We start from the raw sequence: 14,163 nt of genomic DNA on the forward strand, positions 1-14,163 counted from the left end.
CGCCTGATGGAGCATGAACCGATAGTCCTGGACACAGCCGGTCTCGACATCCAACGCGAGTCCGCCCGGATCCGCGCGCGCGGGCCGGCGGCGCTGGTCGAGTTGCCCGGCGGAGTGCCCGCGTGGTCGGTGACCGACGCGGTGACGCTGCGTAACTTGCTGGCCGACCCACGAGTGTCGAAGGACCCGCGGCAGCACTGGGCGGCATACATGAACGGCGAGATCACCGAGGCATGGCCGTTGCAGCCGTGGGTGGCGGTGGAAAATATGTTCACCGCATACGGCAGCGAGCATCGGCGGCTGCGAAAGTTGGTCGCGCCCGCGTTCACGCACCGTCGCACGGTAGCGCTGCGGCCGCGGATCGAGGAGATCACCGAGAACCTGGTGGCACAGCTCGCGGCGACACCGCGTGGTGAGTCCGTCGATCTGCGTGCGCGATTCGCCTATCCGGTGCCGATCCAGGTCATCAGCGAGCTGATGGGTGTGCCGGACCATCTCGGCCCCAGCATCCACAAGTGCGTCGACGGGTTCTTCGACACCTCGTTCACTCCCGAGCAGGCTCAGGCCAACTATCTGGAGATGTACGGGCTGATCAGCGAACTGGTGGCCTACCGGCGCACGACGCCCGGCGACGACATCACCAGTGTGTTGATCGCTACCCGCGACGAGGACGACGGCTCACAGTTGACCGAGAGGGAACTCGTCGACACGCTGATGCTGGTCATCAATGCCGGACACGAGACCACGGTCAACCTGCTCGATCAGGCGATTTTCGCGCTGCTGACCCATCCCGAGCAGCGCGCCGACGTGGTCGAGGGCCGGGTGCCCTGGTCGGATGTGGTGGAGGAGACACTGCGCTACGAAGCGCCCGTCGCGCATCTGCCGCTGCGTTATGCCGTCGAAGATATCGACATCGACGGCATCCGTATCCCCAAGGGCGACGCGATCCTCGCCTCGTACGCGGGCGCCAGCCGCGACCCGAAGGTGCACGGCGCGACAGCCGACGAGTTCGACGTGCACCGCGCGACCAAAGACCAGCACGTAGCCTTCGGCCACGGCGCCCACCATTGCATCGGGGCTCCGCTCGCCCGCATGGAGGCCGCGATCGCGCTGCCTGCGTTGTTCAACCGTTTCCCTGCCCTGCGTTTCGCTGTGGATCCGAAAGAGCTGGCGCATATGGGCAGCTTCATCTCCAACGGACACGCACAGCTGCCGGTCTACTTGGATTCGGCGCGGTAGGTTACTGGTCGGTGGGGTGCCGTCTCGGGCGACACCCCACTTCTGCGCGAAATCGACTTCCTGACACAGAATCCCCAGGCGCCTCTGACCACGGCAACCGCAGACCGACAGAGAAAGCGGTGGCCTGCGCCGTTCGCAGCGGTCCGCGGTCTCGGACCTTGTTACGTCGGCATGGTCGGCGCGATGCACGAACACCTGTGATATCTCCTGGCAAACAGCCCAGCGACCCGGACCACTGCGCATGGAAGCGTCACTGTTCGTGAAATATGGTGTGCGGCATGATGTTCGGCCGACGGGTCGTTTTCGGGATCTCGGTCAGGGGCCACCGAATCCGGAGGCAGCCGGCCCCGCCGAAGTCAGCACTCAGCCCTGCGGTGCCGGCTTGGGCGGGACTCCATGCCGGGCAAGAACGGCGCCGATTTTATGTCGGCCTACTCACTGCGCCCGCAATACTTCACGCAACCGCGGGGCGAAGGCCGCCGGGTCCTCGACAAAACCTGTGTGGCCGCCCGGGAAGAGCACCGGCTCGACATCGAGCATCTCCCCCAACTCCTGCGAGGTGCGCTCACACAACTGTCCGGCCGATTCCGCGCCGAGACCGATCACGATGCGTGCGGCCGTCGCGCGCAACGCCGCCGAGTCGGGTTCCCATGAGGTGGTTGCGCGGAGCTCGTACGCGAACCAATAAGTCTCGCTCGCCTGCTGCACAGGCTCGCGCTCCCCGCCGAAGATCTGTTCGAGCACCGGCTCCGGCATCTGAATGTTGGCCTGCGCCATGAACTTCCGCCACGCCCCCAAGGTATCGCCGCTCTGATGGGTGGCAATGATTTCCTCGGTTTTCGCTCGCTGCTCCACGCGGTCGTCGAGCAGCGCGACCAACGGCGGCTCGTGCGCAACGACTGTAGTGACCAGATCGGGCTGGGCTTGCGCCAGCGCCAGCGCGGTGACAGCGCCGCCGCTGGAGCCGAACACCACGGCCGGTCCCGCGCCGAGGGAGACAATCAGGCGGGCGAGGTCGTCGGCGCGCAGCTCGGGGGTCGAGTCCTGCTTCGGGTCGTCGAGCACGCTGCCCCGGTGGCCGCGCGGGTCGGTGGTGAGGACGGTGTGATCGGTGGCGAGCAAATCCGCCAGCGGCGCGAAGGCCGCCGCGCCCATGGGCGCACCGACAAGTACGACCAGTGGTCCGGTACCACGCAGCTCGTAATGCAGACGGGCGCCGGGTACGTCGAGAGTGCCGGTAGTGGCGGGTGCGGTCGAAGTCGAGGTCATTGATTCTCCTGGTGGAGTAGTCCTGCGGGTCCATGTGTGTTGACTGGGGCCACACCGAAAACTCATCGGTCATCCGGATATCCCCTGGACAATGCCACTTGAACCTAGACATATTAGGATATAGCCTAGTACTCCTAGCTTAGGAGGCGCCCATGTCCCCCCGTGCCGGCCTCACGGCCGACAAGATCGTCCACGCGGCGGCCGACCTGGCCGACGAGGTCGGTTTCGACAACATCACCGTGTCGGCACTGGCACGGAAGTTCGACGTCAAAGACGCGAGCCTGTACTCACACATCAAGAACATCAAGGATCTGCGCCAGCGGGTGTCCCTCCTGGCCGCCGAGGAGAAGACCACCCTGATCGCCGCGGCGGTCGCCGGCCTCGCGGGACGCGACGCGCTCGCCGCCTACGCCAACACCTGGCGTCGGTATGCACTCGCCCACCCTGGCCGCTACGCGGCAACCCAGATGCCGGTGGACCCCGAGGTGGCGGCCGCCTGGCCCGGCCTGCACCGCGCCATCGACCTGACCTACGGGATCCTGCGCGCCTACGGCCTCGACGAACCCGACCTTACCGATGCGGTTCGCCTGCTGCGCAGCACCTTTCACGGCTACACGAACTTGGAAGCTGCCGGCGGCTTCGGACACTCGCGCCCGACGGAGGCTTCGTGGGACCGCATCATCGACGCACTGCACATCGCACTCGAACAGTGGCCCTCGACCGACAACAAGGAGCAGAAGTAATGCGAAGCGAGATACTGAAGGTCCCTGGCGCGACTCTCTTCTACGAGATCCGCGGCAGCGGCCCGGTGCTGCTGATGCTGCCGGGCAGCGGAGGTGACGCCGCCATCTTCGACCAGCTCGCCGAGCCGCTCGCCGAGCATTTCACCGTCGTCGCCATCGACCCGCGCGGCTATTCACACAGCACTCTCGACGATCCGGAACGCGGAGATCTGACCGCCGAAGTGATGAGTGACGACGCCCACCGCCTCCTCGAACATCTCACTCCCGCAGGCGAAGACGTCTACGTGTTCGGCGGCAGCGGTGGTGCGGTCGTCGCGCTCGATCTGCTGACGAAACACCCCGAACGCCTTCGGCTCGTCATCGCCCACGAACCCCCGATATTCGCAATCCTGCCTGATGCGGCGGCGCATCGCGTGTTCATCGACGAGGTCTGCCTGCTGCTGCGCACCGAGGGTGCCGCCGCGGCGGCCGCTCGGTTCGCGGCAGGGGTCGGTGTCACTATGAAGGGCTTGCCCGACCCTGATGACCTCCCGCCCCGCGCGGCCGGGTTGATCCGCAGGCTCATGGCCAACGGACCGGTAATGATCGAGCACGAACTACGACCGATCACCTCGTACCTGCCCGACGAGTCCGCGCTCACGTCTGTTTCCAACCGCCTCGTCCTCGGCGCCGGCGAGCTGACCCGCGGGAAGCTGCCACACCGCCCGGCCGCGGCCCTCGCCGAGAGACTCGGTCTGCCGCTGACGATATTCCCGGGCGGCCACAGCGGTTTCACCGATGAACCGGCGGCGTTCACACAGCTTGTACTGGACCTGCTGCTGGGCGCCCGCGGCGCCACGAGCTGAGCCGGCCGGGCCCACTGCTACGGCGGTGGGCCGGACTCGGCCTAGGGTTGACGGTATGCGCGCCAGCAAAGGTTTGACCTTCGGCATCTACGCCGCAAGCCAGGTAAGCACCAGCATCGGAGCCCCCGACGATGTCGGGGCGATCGACACACTCGTTACCGCGCTACCCTCCGGCAAACCGTTTGTCGTCCGCGAGTACCTGCACTATCTGGGCGCCGTACCGGAGCCGGAACGCATCGCGGTGGTGGATCCGGAACGTGAGCTACGCAGTCTCACCATGCCCGACGAGTGGTATGTGGACCAGCGCCGCCAACTCGATCTCGTCCTCAGCTATCTGCCGACAACTGCCGACATCCCGGGCTGGCTGGCCTTCATCGACCGCGCCATCCAACGCTACGGCGCAATCACCCGATTCCTGCAGATAACTCTCGAACCCAATTTCCCGATCCCCTGGATCGATGGCAGCTCACCCGCGGTTCTCGACGCACTCACCCATGGCATAGCCCACGCCCGTCGCACACTGAACCGGCTCGGCCACACCCACATCGAACTCGGATTCTCGGTCGCCGAACCGCCCGAATGGCTCGGCGGCGACACCGACTTCTGGCAACACCTGTCCAAGATCCCCATCACACAATTCGCCGACCACGTCGATTACGTCGGCCTCGCCCTCTACCCGGACGCCTTCTCCCCAGTCGCCCCCGCGGGAGCACCAGGCAACCTCGTCGAACTCACCGAACATGCCATCCGCCACCTCCGCGAAACCAGCCTCCCCACAGCACATCTGGATTCCACACCACTGCATATCGCCGAAAACGGCAGCCCCACCGGACCGGACCGCTCCGCCCGCCACCAAGCCGACAGCCTCGAGCAAATGATCGAAACGATCATCGACGCCGCGCCTGTTCACAACATCACCCACTACGAGCTGTTCGGCCTGCGCGACGCCGATTCCGCGGCGCCGGAACCCACCAACCAGCTGGGTATCACCACCGACGACTACCGCCCCAAGCCCGCTTTCACGCTGTACCAAACGCTGATCGAAGAGCACTCGCTACTCTGAAACCACCAGACCTGGTTGCCGCTGGACGTGGCCGCTGGGTCACAGCGCCGCAACCGTGATCGGTGGCCTATCGAGCGAGCATGCGCTGGGACCGGTTTCCCCCATAGGCTTCCAGCTCCGCGGCCCGATGGTGTGGCACCCGATACGAGCAGGTCGGTGACATCCGGAATTTTACGGACCGGAGTGACCTCAGCCATTTCCGACTCACTCGGCCGCCACCTATAAGCAACCAATGGTTGCGCGACACCCGGAAGTCGGCTAGCGTGATACGCAACCAAACGTTGCACATAGAGGAAGCGGGACGAGTATGGAGTACGGCAGCATCGAACGAGAGATCCACGTCGACGCCGCACCTGAGGTGGTCTTCGAGGTCATCAGCAGCCCCGAGCACATCTCGGAATGGTGGACAGACGATGCCGAGATCGAAGCGACTCCCGGCGCAGTCGGTGAGCTCGTCTGGGGCGACCGGACGGAAGTCGCCCCGATCACCGTGGTCGACGCCGAGCCGCCGCGATTGTTCTCGTTCCGCTGGTGCTATCCCGAGGGCAAGGTCGACGACTCCGCCAACTCGATGCTGGTCACCTTCGAGCTCACCCCGTCGGGCACCGGGACCAGAATTCGGCTCACCGAGACCGGGTTCCGGGAGATGGGCTGGGAGGCCGCGAAGTTGGAGGAGCAGTACCGCGAACACAGCGTCGGTTGGGACACCTTCGTGCCCCGACTCGGGGAGTACATCGCGCGGCTGGTGTCGACCCCATGACCGCCGCCGCCGTCGACGACGATCTGTGGTCCGCGGTCGGGGATCCGACCCGTCGGCGGATGCTCGACCTGCTCCTTGCCGACGGCGATGGCACGGCCACCAGCCTCAGTGAGCGGCTACCCGTGACACGGCAGGCCATCGCGAAACATCTCAGCGTGCTCGACCGCGTCGGTTTGGTGCACGCCACGCCCGCCGGGCGAGAGAAGAGGTACCAAGTGGACGAGGCGCAACTCGCTCGCGCGGTCGCACAGCTGTCCTCGGTGGGGGCGGCGTGGGACGCCAGGCTCCGGCGTATCAAGCGGATCGCCGAAGCGATTCAGCGTGGGAAAGACCAGCGCGGCATATAGCCGTGAACTCCTGTCGAATCCGACGAGAACCAGCAATGGAAAGAGGAAACAAAAATGGTGGACATCCTGCACAGGGTTGGCATCAAATCAGATCCGGCCGAGGTCTATCGGGCCCTGACCACCACCGAGGGGCTTGCCGATTGGTGGACGGCTGACACCCGAGGCGAAGGCAATGACGTCGGCGGTGTGCTCCAATTCCGGTTCAGCGCCGGTGGATTCGACATGAAGGTACTCGAGCTCGCCCCGAACAAGCGCGTGCTGTGGGAGGTGGTCGATGGACCCGAAGAATGGATCGGTACCCAGGTGAACTGGGACCTCGATCAGGTCGACGGCTACACCATCGTTCTCTTCGCACACCAAGGCTGGAAGGCGCCGGTGGAATTCATGCATCACTGCAGCACCAAGTGGGCGATCTTCCTGATGAGCCTGAAGTCGCTGATCGAAACCGGAAAAGGCGCTCAGGCTCCCCACGACGTCCAGATCAGCGACTGGCACTGACGGTCTGCTCGATTCGGAAGGGAATCTGGATCTCGCACCGTCGCCGGAGTCACCGACAGCACCTCCACCGACAGCATCGCTGCCGTGGAGGTGGCGTCGTGCGGCGGCCCGGACACAGACGACATTGCGTGAGGGTAGGCATCGGCAGCAGCCCGATCAGCGCGTCCAGGTTCGGGCAGGGTGACCATGACACCGCGGGGAACCGCTACTCACCGGTCGGGATCGGAAGCTGACGGGACCGGCGACAACTTCCATGACCGCCGTGGAAGCAACGATCGACACCTCAGTTGGAGGACTGTGTGACACCGTCGAGCAGGTGCTCGAGTGTGTCATAGGCGGGTGTCTCGATCACATCGATCAGGTCGGTGGGCACCGGGACGTGGTTGTCCGCGATGACTTCGGCGAACGGGGTGGTGTCACCCGTACGGAAGCCGTGTTGTGCGGCGAGCCGCTGCAGCTGCGGGTCGGTCGACAACAGCCGCCCGATCCGGTCGCCTTCGGTATTGAGTGGCACCAGTGTGTGTTTGGACAGCACAGTCGGCGACGGGTAGGTCAGCACCATCCCAGGCTTGACCTGTCCACGCGCTGCGGCCTCGACGAACTGGGCTTCGTAGATCAGTACCAGCGGAGTCGGGCCCATGCCTGCCGCGAGGTACTCCTTGAACGGGCCTTCACTGGAGTTCTCGGTGTAGCCCTGGCGGGCGAACAGCTTCGACACCGCGGGCAGCACGGCCTGCTCGGCGGCGGGACCCTGCACGATGGTGTTGTCATTGGCGACGTAGCTGGCGATGGCCAGGTACATGGCGGCGGAGTTCGAGCTACGCGGATCGGTCGTGGACACCACGATGTTCTTGCGCACCGGATAGGCCGTGTTGCCCGGCAGGAAATCCCACTGGGTATCGGTGCGGGCGAGCTCGAGGTAGCGGGCCATATCGAAGGTGGCGACCGGACCAGGATGTACCACACCCGCCGCGGTCAACAGCTCCGCGATCGGCTGGAAGGTAGCGATCGCCATCGGCGAGGAGAACGGCGTGTATTTCGCGGTGATGTTGCGGGCGCGCTGGATGCGTTCGGCGGCGGGCGCGCTCGATGGGAAAGCGAAATCGTATTTGCTCAAGTCGATCGAGGTGGCGATCTGCCGGGAACCGGCCGGATCGACCTCGATCTTCATACCGTTGCGGGCCAGTGCCTCGACTACTTTCGGGTCGGAGAAGAACGCGATCTTCTCCGACCCGACCACCCCGTGCACGGTGACGGGCGATTGCGTGCCAGATCCGGCGTCCGCAGGCGAATCCGGTTGGCGCACAGCTATTGTCACTACAATGGCGGCGACAACGACGAGCGCCGCGATCGACATTGCCACGAGGCGCTGCCCGGCGAAGACCGAGCCGATGGACTGTCGCAGATCCGTGTTCCACCGTCCGCCGGCGCCCGATTGCACTGCCGAAGAAGCAGATTCGGCCACCGGAATCATCGCACCGTCCGCGGGCGAGGACGGCGTCGCCTCCAGTTCCCGCCGGGCGATGCGTTCGACCAGAATGGGAACGAACTCTCGAACGGGATGGCCCTCGAAGCGACTGCGTGCGGCGCCGACCACGGTCTCGACGCGCTCGACAGGGTAAGTGTCGGTGAAGCTTTCGACCAGACGATCGGTCAATCGACGGATAGCCTGTTCTTCGCGAACGGTAGGAACACCCACCACAATCTCCTCGGCCTCGAATCGGTCTGGAGTCGCGAGAAAGTCACCTGGCCTGCCCGCGCCGCGCCGAACGCTACCGACATTTCCGAGGGTCGACACCGCGGCATTCACCACACTTGGAGACATCGGGCGCGATAGTTCGCGCACCGACGGACTGTCGGAATATCCGGATTCAACGGCCTTTCACCAGTTCAGAGCCTTGTCCGCGTATCGATCTCTGCACCGATCGGGTGTTCACCATCCAGGAGACGGCACCCGCCCGCCGTCACTGGGACACGCAAAGTTCAACGCCCCCATAGATACTCGCCACCAGCCGTTGCCCTGATGTTCGCAGTGCCGAAGACGCCCGCCGCGCCGAGAGACGTCGGGTTAGCGCAGGACTCACCTCTGCTCCACCACAACCCCTTTCGCCATGCCTGCCAGTATCCGACCGCGCCGAGGACGCCGAATCTGGCGATTGCCCACGGTCCGATCAGACCGGTCGCCACGGTGACGAGAAGACCAGCCGCCGATCCGACGTCGCGATACGAGTGGAACTACGTGTCGGTCGTCGGTTCGATCAGGGTGCGCAGGTCGGGCAGATTGCCGATGCGCTGGGTCGCGGGCCGCTGTGGCGCATCGGTCTGCGGTGATCCGGTTTCACGCAGTCGCGCGCGAATCTGCGCCGGTGTCCTGCGACCCGAGCTCGCGGCGGACATGCCCTGGTAGGAGGCAACAGCGCCGACCACGATCGGCGACGCGCTGGAGGTGCCGCTGAAGACATCGGTATACCAGAGGTCCTCGTCCGAGCCGCCCTGCAGGTCGCCGTATCCGGTGGTGGTCACCTCCCGCCCCCAACCCTGGACGTCGATGCGAGAGCCGTAGTTGGAGAAGGCCAGTCGCGACCGAGCTGGTCCGTGATCGCGGCCGTGGAAGCCCGGTGGTGGAGCGCCCGCGCCGACGACGATGGCGCCGGAGTCGGCGCTGCCGTCCCGAAACGGGTTGCGCCACGACATCGGGAAGTCGGCAGGACGCGTGTCGTACAGCGCGTCGTCCAGATTCTCACCCCCGTTTCCGCCGGCCTCGACCACGATGACGCCGCGGCCGATGGCGTAGCGGATCGCGGCGTTGTCGTCGGGCCACCATTCGATCGCGATGTAGCCGCGCTGATCGGGCCGCCCCGCATAGTTGAATCGAGGTCCGGGCCGGTGGAGCTCGAGCAGGATGATGTCTCCGGCGCTCAGCGCATCCGCAGCCGTACGAATCGCGGCCGCGGAGCCCGCTCCCCCGAAGATCGACACCGCTCGGATGTTCGCCTCTGGCGCAATACCGGTGATGCCGAAAACATTCACGTCACCGCTGATCGCACCGGCCACCGCGGTGCCGTGGTCACGCCAACCCAAGTCGGCGGAGGGACTGCCGCCGATCACACCTCCCTGGTTGTCGAGCAAGTCCTCATGGGTGAACCGCCAGGCGCCCTCGACGTCCACGATGCGAATCCCGGTGCCGCGGCCGCCCGGTCGAGTCCAAGCCCAGCGTGCGTTGACACCTTGCGGCGCCGTATCCAGATAGCCTTGGCGTGCTTCGAAATTCGGAGTCACCGGCGGTGCGTCGGTGAGCGAGGGTGCGGCCGCGATGCCCGCGTCGATCGGCGGCGCGATGGGCGGTTCGGCGGGCGGCTTGATGTAGGCGGCGGCCACCGAGTCGTCCGCGCGCAGCCGGGCGGCAACAGCTTCCGGGTCGGCAACGCCGTGCACCGAAAAATAGTTCAGGTAGTCCGCACCCTCCGGCTCCCCCGCGGTGTCGACCAATCTTCGGCGGAGTCGATTGGCGGGCCCGAAGATTCGGACAATCTGAGCACCTGAGGGCAGCAGGTCGGCCACACGCGATTGGGTGGACCGGCTGGGTGTTCAGCGCAATCTCGTCAATAGCCGATGTCGTGCGTTCGGTGACGACGATCAGCTCCGCGCCCGGCCGGGTCGCCCCCGCCTGCGCCGACTCATACGAACTGTGCCGCCGGTGTGTGGATGCCATGCCGCACAGTCAACCAATTGCCCGGCCCGCTCGCCAGCTCAGTTGGGCGCCAACGGAACCCGAGCAGTCTCCGGCAGGCTCACCAGCCCACCGCGGCCACGGCCGACGGAGAGAATCTCCACTGCGCCGAGCACCACGAGCAGACCACCGGCTACCACAGCCAAGACGTCCAGCGAATCGAAGGGCACCACGATCACCACGATCCCGATCACCATCGTGGCCACGCCGAACAGCTCCTGTTTACCGCTGTCGGGCAGCCCATCGTGCCACACCGCCACCGTGGCCTGGGTAACCCCGCGGATCGCCCAGCCGATGCCGACCCACAGAGCAAGCAGCAGTACCGAATTCCCGCTGCGGAAGCACAGCACCGCCAGGCACACCGATAGCGCGCCGCTGACGAAGATCAGCACCCGCAGCGGCATCGCGAACCGCGAGCCGATCGCAATGGTTATCTGCAATACGCCACTGAGCACCAGATACAACCCGAAAAGCAGCTCCGCGATCGCCACCGATTTATGTGGCCACACCGCGATGACCGCACCGAGGATCACCGAGCAGGCACCGGCGACAAGAACCGCCTGCCTCGCCCCGTGAAAGAGCACACCGCCACGCCCCGCACTCTCGTTTTCGGGCATAGCCACATGATATGACCCGCTATGCAGATAACCGTTTGTTTGCGGTCATATTCGCGCGGCCAGAATAATCCCGCGCGTGTCGGTACCGTCCGGAAGCCGCCACGGTGCGGTGACGTGCGGACTCTGCGACACGCCGCCGGAACGGAGAAACCGCTCGACACGCACGATCACACCGTCGGACATGGCGATGTCGGTGCGATCGGCCCCGTCGACCACCGACGCCGATTCCGCGGTCTGCGACACAACATCGGCGGCAGCCACGGTGACCGAAAGATCTGGTGTGTCACTGTTGTTCTGGGCCTGAGGCTGCGCCTCCCCTGCCAACAGCGCCATAAGTTGCGCAACCAGCACCGGATCATGCGTTCCGTCGTAGATCCACCGCTGCCCGAGCACACCGTGCAACGAAGTGCCGATGAGGCCGTTCTCGGCATTCGCGAGCGGGCCATCTCGATAGGTGAGCGGAACAAGGTAGACAGCCGGCTCGACACTGGAACTGTCTGCGATCACCAGGAATTCGATACCAACCTCGCCCGCCGGATCATCGAGGCGGAACCCGCCGGCTTTGCGCAGCCGCGGTGGCCGACCACTCGCGTGATACCAGGTCCGCGTCGGCAACCAGGATGCGAGTAGTTCCAACTTGCCCGGCGACATGGAGGTCTGATGGATAACAGCCATGCCGAACCCTAACCTGATCGCTCGGCGGGCCGCAGGCGGCGACATGTCCGACCGCTCGTCCGGTCGACGCCCACGAGGCGGCGCCTTCGCCGGATGGCACCAGAAAGTGTCGATAGTTAGGGAGATTCGTCGCTCAGCCGACTATTCGGCGACCAGCGAAGCGGCCGCCATGACCCGCCCGGTCAGCTCGACAGAGCGCACTCGGTCGTCGATCCGCGTGGCGTGATGGGCCAGGATCAGCTCGTCGGCGTGGATGGACGCGGCGAATTCGTCTAGGTAGTCACGCACTTCGGCGGGCGTGCCGACGGCGGTGTAGCGGGTCATCGAGGCGAGCTGACTGCCGTTCGGCGAGGCAAGAAACGCATCGATCTCCGCATCGCTGAACCTGCTGCCCGCAGCGCCACGCGACACCATCGCCCGCGCCCGCGCCCGATACGCGATCGTCTTCTGCGCGGCCGCGTCGTCATGGTCCTCGGCCGCGAACACATTGGCTCCGGCCATCACGTACGGTTCGGCCCGCTGATCCGACGGCCGGAAGCTGTCGCGGTAGACCGCGACCGCCTGATGCAGGGCATCCGGTGCGAAGTGGGAGGCGAAGGCATAGGGCAGACCGAGTTGCGCTGCGAGCTGCGCACCGAACAGTGATGACCCCAGAATGTAGAGCGGCACAACCCCTTCCGCCCGCGGAACGGCCTGCACGCCCGGTATCCGCGACCGACCCGTCAGATACCCCTGCAGTTCCAGCACATCCTGTGGAAAGGAGTCCGCCGAATTCGGATTACGCCGCAGCGCGAGCATCGTCTTCTGGTCGCTGCCCGGCGCGCGGCCGAGCCCGAGGTCGATCCGCCCGGGAAACAGTGTCTCCAGGGTGCCGAACTGCTCGGCGATCACCAGTGGCGAATGGTTGGGCAGCATGATGCCGCCCGCGCCGAGCCGAATGGTCTCGGTGTGCGCCGCGACATGGCCGATCAGAACGCTCGTCGCACTGGAGGCGATGGAGGCCATGTTGTGATGCTCGGCGTACCAGACGCGCCGGTAACCGGAGCCTTCGGCAGCCCTGGCCAGCGCGACGCTGTTGTCGAAACTATCGCGCGCGGTCCGACCGGGCGCGATCGACGCGAGATCGAGAATGGATAGTGCGGTGGGCGTCTTCGCGGTGGGCATATTGCCGCCTTTCCTGGGTCAGAGCGCGCGTTGAAGTTGATCGGCGAAGGCGCTGATACGGGAGTCGTCGCGTCGGTAGTAGGTCCACTGCCCCCGCCGTGTGGCGGACAGAAACCCGACGCGCTGCAGGATCGCCAGATGCGCCGACATGGTCGACGCCGACATCCCCGCCTTCCGCTGGAGAAGACCCACACAGACCCCGAGCTCAGCGGTCTCCCCCGCCCGGTCCGGGAAGCTCGCGTCCGGGTCCTTGAGCCACTCCAGGATGCGCAGCCGAGTCTCGTTGGCCAATGCCTTGCACTCGTCGAGCACACACACCACCCTTCGATATTTCGCTAATTAACGAATTTACTCCTCGGCCGCCGCACGGGCACCATGACACCGCTCACTGGCAGGAGGACCTGGCGGCCTGGTGCGATGGTGTCGGTACGGTGGTCTCACGCGCTGTCGGTCCGGGAAGGAAGCCGCCGCACTCCAGCGCGAGCCGACTCACAAAAGCTCGGACTACCCCGGCGCCGTGCTGGTCGGTCGACGAGCGACTGTACGGACTCCTGTACCGCGTAGCCCAGTGCTCGTTGCCACCGGGTCAACCGGCGTTCACCACGTGGGCGGGTCTACAACGCGGGAACCCGCGCGAAACCCAGAGGGGGCGTCGGGTTCGAGCCGGTGCGCAGGACCGGACGGAAGTCGGGGAGGGCGGAGAGAACATCGACGTTGCGGGCCGCGTAGCAGCGGACGCGAGGCAGCGCACGTTGGACCTCGGCGCGTTCGATGGGCTCGGCGTCGATGAAGCCGATGGTGTCCAAGGGGAGGCCGAGGGTTGTTGCGATCCGGACCAGAGAGGAGGACTTACGACCCCAGCCGATCTCGATCGCCGAGAACATTTCATAGAGGCCGTGGCGGTACAGCTTGTCGAGGGTCCGTTCCCGATCACCACGGCCGGCGACGGCATGCCAGATGCCGCGGTCACTCAATACCTGAAGTGCGCGCACAGCCTCGGGGCGCGGTATGTTGCTCGTCGCATCGCACACGACACCGTCCCACAGGGTGTTGTCCAGTTCCCAGACAAGACATCTCAGAGCCGGTCTCATCGGCCTGCCCCTATCGCTCGGTCATCGCTGCCTTCCCGCCGTACCGGGCACCGCAGATGGGTACTGCACACCATCCAGGCACGGCACGTACCGGGCAAGCCCCTGGTTTCTTGGGAGGCCGT

Annotated in this window: 15 protein-coding genes; 7 read left to right on the plus strand and 8 right to left on the minus strand. The window is 65.6% G+C overall.

Annotated features, from left to right (window positions below; translation table 11 throughout):
* Positions 1-6: 6 nt before the first annotated feature.
* Complete coding sequence (locus AB0M74_RS02765; protein ID WP_364900824.1) at positions 7-1,239, plus strand: cytochrome P450; 1,233 nt, start codon at positions 7-9, stop codon at positions 1,237-1,239.
* Positions 1,240-1,674: 435 nt separating this feature from the next.
* On the opposite strand, the gene AB0M74_RS02770 is transcribed toward AB0M74_RS02765, so the two are convergent.
* Positions 1,675-2,508 carry an alpha/beta hydrolase gene (locus AB0M74_RS02770; RefSeq protein ID WP_364900827.1) on the minus strand — a complete coding sequence of 278 codons (834 nt, stop codon included), beginning with the start codon at positions 2,506-2,508 and terminating at the stop codon, positions 1,675-1,677.
* 152 nt (positions 2,509-2,660) lie between these two features.
* On the opposite strand from AB0M74_RS02770, the gene AB0M74_RS02775 reads away from it, so the two are divergent.
* From AB0M74_RS02775 to AB0M74_RS02800, 6 genes are all read left to right on the plus strand, one after another.
* A complete protein-coding gene (locus tag AB0M74_RS02775) occupies positions 2,661-3,251 on the plus strand; it encodes a WHG domain-containing protein (RefSeq protein WP_364900831.1) in 591 nt (196 codons plus the stop codon).
* Positions 3,251-4,096 carry an alpha/beta hydrolase gene (locus AB0M74_RS02780; protein WP_364900834.1) on the plus strand — a complete coding sequence of 282 codons (846 nt, stop codon included), beginning with the start codon at positions 3,251-3,253 and terminating at the stop codon, positions 4,094-4,096. Before AB0M74_RS02775 ends, AB0M74_RS02780 begins: the two co-directional genes overlap by 1 nt.
* A 55-nt stretch (positions 4,097-4,151) precedes the next feature.
* Positions 4,152-5,159 (plus strand): hypothetical protein, encoded by a 1,008-nt coding sequence (locus AB0M74_RS02785; protein WP_364900837.1) that lies wholly within the window; start codon positions 4,152-4,154, stop codon positions 5,157-5,159.
* A gap of 307 nt (positions 5,160-5,466) precedes the next feature.
* Entirely contained in the window at positions 5,467-5,919 is a 453-nt protein-coding gene (locus AB0M74_RS02790) for an SRPBCC domain-containing protein (protein WP_364900840.1), read from the plus strand.
* A complete protein-coding gene (locus AB0M74_RS02795; protein ID WP_364900841.1) occupies positions 5,916-6,266 on the plus strand; it encodes a winged helix-turn-helix domain-containing protein in 351 nt (116 codons plus the stop codon). The genes AB0M74_RS02790 and AB0M74_RS02795 overlap by 4 nt, the downstream gene beginning before the upstream one ends.
* Positions 6,267-6,320: 54 nt before the next feature.
* On the plus strand, positions 6,321-6,764 hold the full coding sequence (locus AB0M74_RS02800; protein WP_364900844.1) for an SRPBCC domain-containing protein: 444 nt from the start codon (positions 6,321-6,323) through the stop codon (positions 6,762-6,764).
* Between the two features lie 283 nt (positions 6,765-7,047).
* Here AB0M74_RS02800 and AB0M74_RS02805 read toward each other — a convergent pair whose 3' ends face one another.
* From AB0M74_RS02805 to AB0M74_RS02835, 7 genes are all read right to left on the minus strand, one after another.
* Complete coding sequence (locus AB0M74_RS02805; RefSeq protein WP_364900847.1) at positions 7,048-8,589, minus strand: three-helix bundle dimerization domain-containing protein; 1,542 nt, start codon at positions 8,587-8,589, stop codon at positions 7,048-7,050.
* 410 nt (positions 8,590-8,999) lie between these two features.
* A complete protein-coding gene (locus AB0M74_RS02810; RefSeq protein ID WP_364900850.1) occupies positions 9,000-10,253 on the minus strand; it encodes a S8 family serine peptidase in 1,254 nt (417 codons plus the stop codon).
* Between the two features lie 261 nt (positions 10,254-10,514).
* Positions 10,515-11,111: a DUF308 domain-containing protein gene (locus AB0M74_RS02815; protein WP_364900852.1), complete on the minus strand. Its 597-nt coding sequence runs from the start codon at positions 11,109-11,111 to the stop codon at positions 10,515-10,517.
* A gap of 45 nt (positions 11,112-11,156) precedes the next feature.
* Positions 11,157-11,786 carry a 1,4-alpha-glucan branching protein gene (locus tag AB0M74_RS02820; RefSeq protein ID WP_364900855.1) on the minus strand — a complete coding sequence of 210 codons (630 nt, stop codon included), beginning with the start codon at positions 11,784-11,786 and terminating at the stop codon, positions 11,157-11,159.
* 141 nt (positions 11,787-11,927) lie between these two features.
* On the minus strand, positions 11,928-12,950 hold the full coding sequence (locus tag AB0M74_RS02825; protein WP_364900857.1) for an LLM class flavin-dependent oxidoreductase: 1,023 nt from the start codon (positions 12,948-12,950) through the stop codon (positions 11,928-11,930).
* Between the two features lie 18 nt (positions 12,951-12,968).
* Complete coding sequence (locus tag AB0M74_RS02830; RefSeq protein WP_364900861.1) at positions 12,969-13,262, minus strand: metalloregulator ArsR/SmtB family transcription factor; 294 nt, start codon at positions 13,260-13,262, stop codon at positions 12,969-12,971.
* Positions 13,263-13,564: 302 nt separating this feature from the next.
* Entirely contained in the window at positions 13,565-14,041 is a 477-nt protein-coding gene (locus tag AB0M74_RS02835) for an HAD-IIIC family phosphatase (protein ID WP_364900864.1), read from the minus strand.
* Between the last annotated feature and the right edge of the window lie 122 nt (positions 14,042-14,163).

The sequence above is a fragment of the Nocardia sp. NPDC051463 genome, assembly GCF_040681975.1.
In the GTDB taxonomy this organism is placed as follows: Bacteria; Actinomycetota; Actinomycetes; order Mycobacteriales; family Mycobacteriaceae; genus Nocardia.

What these genes read in the sequence shown, in the direction of transcription:
- AB0M74_RS02765 (WP_364900824.1), top strand. Translation starts at nt 7, where the DNA reads ATGGAGCATGAACCGATAGTCCTGGACACAGCCGGTCTCGACATCCAA.
- AB0M74_RS02770 (WP_364900827.1), bottom strand. Translation starts at nt 2,508, where the DNA reads ATGACCTCGACTTCGACCGCACCCGCCACTACCGGCACTCTCGACGTA.
- AB0M74_RS02775 (WP_364900831.1), top strand. Translation starts at nt 2,661, where the DNA reads ATGTCCCCCCGTGCCGGCCTCACGGCCGACAAGATCGTCCACGCGGCG.
- AB0M74_RS02780 (WP_364900834.1), top strand. Translation starts at nt 3,251, where the DNA reads ATGCGAAGCGAGATACTGAAGGTCCCTGGCGCGACTCTCTTCTACGAG.
- AB0M74_RS02785 (WP_364900837.1), top strand. Translation starts at nt 4,152, where the DNA reads ATGCGCGCCAGCAAAGGTTTGACCTTCGGCATCTACGCCGCAAGCCAG.
- AB0M74_RS02790 (WP_364900840.1), top strand. Translation starts at nt 5,467, where the DNA reads ATGGAGTACGGCAGCATCGAACGAGAGATCCACGTCGACGCCGCACCT.
- AB0M74_RS02795 (WP_364900841.1), top strand. Translation starts at nt 5,916, where the DNA reads ATGACCGCCGCCGCCGTCGACGACGATCTGTGGTCCGCGGTCGGGGAT.
- AB0M74_RS02800 (WP_364900844.1), top strand. Translation starts at nt 6,321, where the DNA reads ATGGTGGACATCCTGCACAGGGTTGGCATCAAATCAGATCCGGCCGAG.
- AB0M74_RS02805 (WP_364900847.1), bottom strand. Translation starts at nt 8,589, where the DNA reads ATGTCTCCAAGTGTGGTGAATGCCGCGGTGTCGACCCTCGGAAATGTC.
- AB0M74_RS02815 (WP_364900852.1), bottom strand. Translation starts at nt 11,111, where the DNA reads ATGCCCGAAAACGAGAGTGCGGGGCGTGGCGGTGTGCTCTTTCACGGG.
- AB0M74_RS02820 (WP_364900855.1), bottom strand. Translation starts at nt 11,786, where the DNA reads ATGGCTGTTATCCATCAGACCTCCATGTCGCCGGGCAAGTTGGAACTA.
- AB0M74_RS02825 (WP_364900857.1), bottom strand. Translation starts at nt 12,950, where the DNA reads ATGCCCACCGCGAAGACGCCCACCGCACTATCCATTCTCGATCTCGCG.
- AB0M74_RS02835 (WP_364900864.1), bottom strand. Translation starts at nt 14,041, where the DNA reads ATGAGACCGGCTCTGAGATGTCTTGTCTGGGAACTGGACAACACCCTG.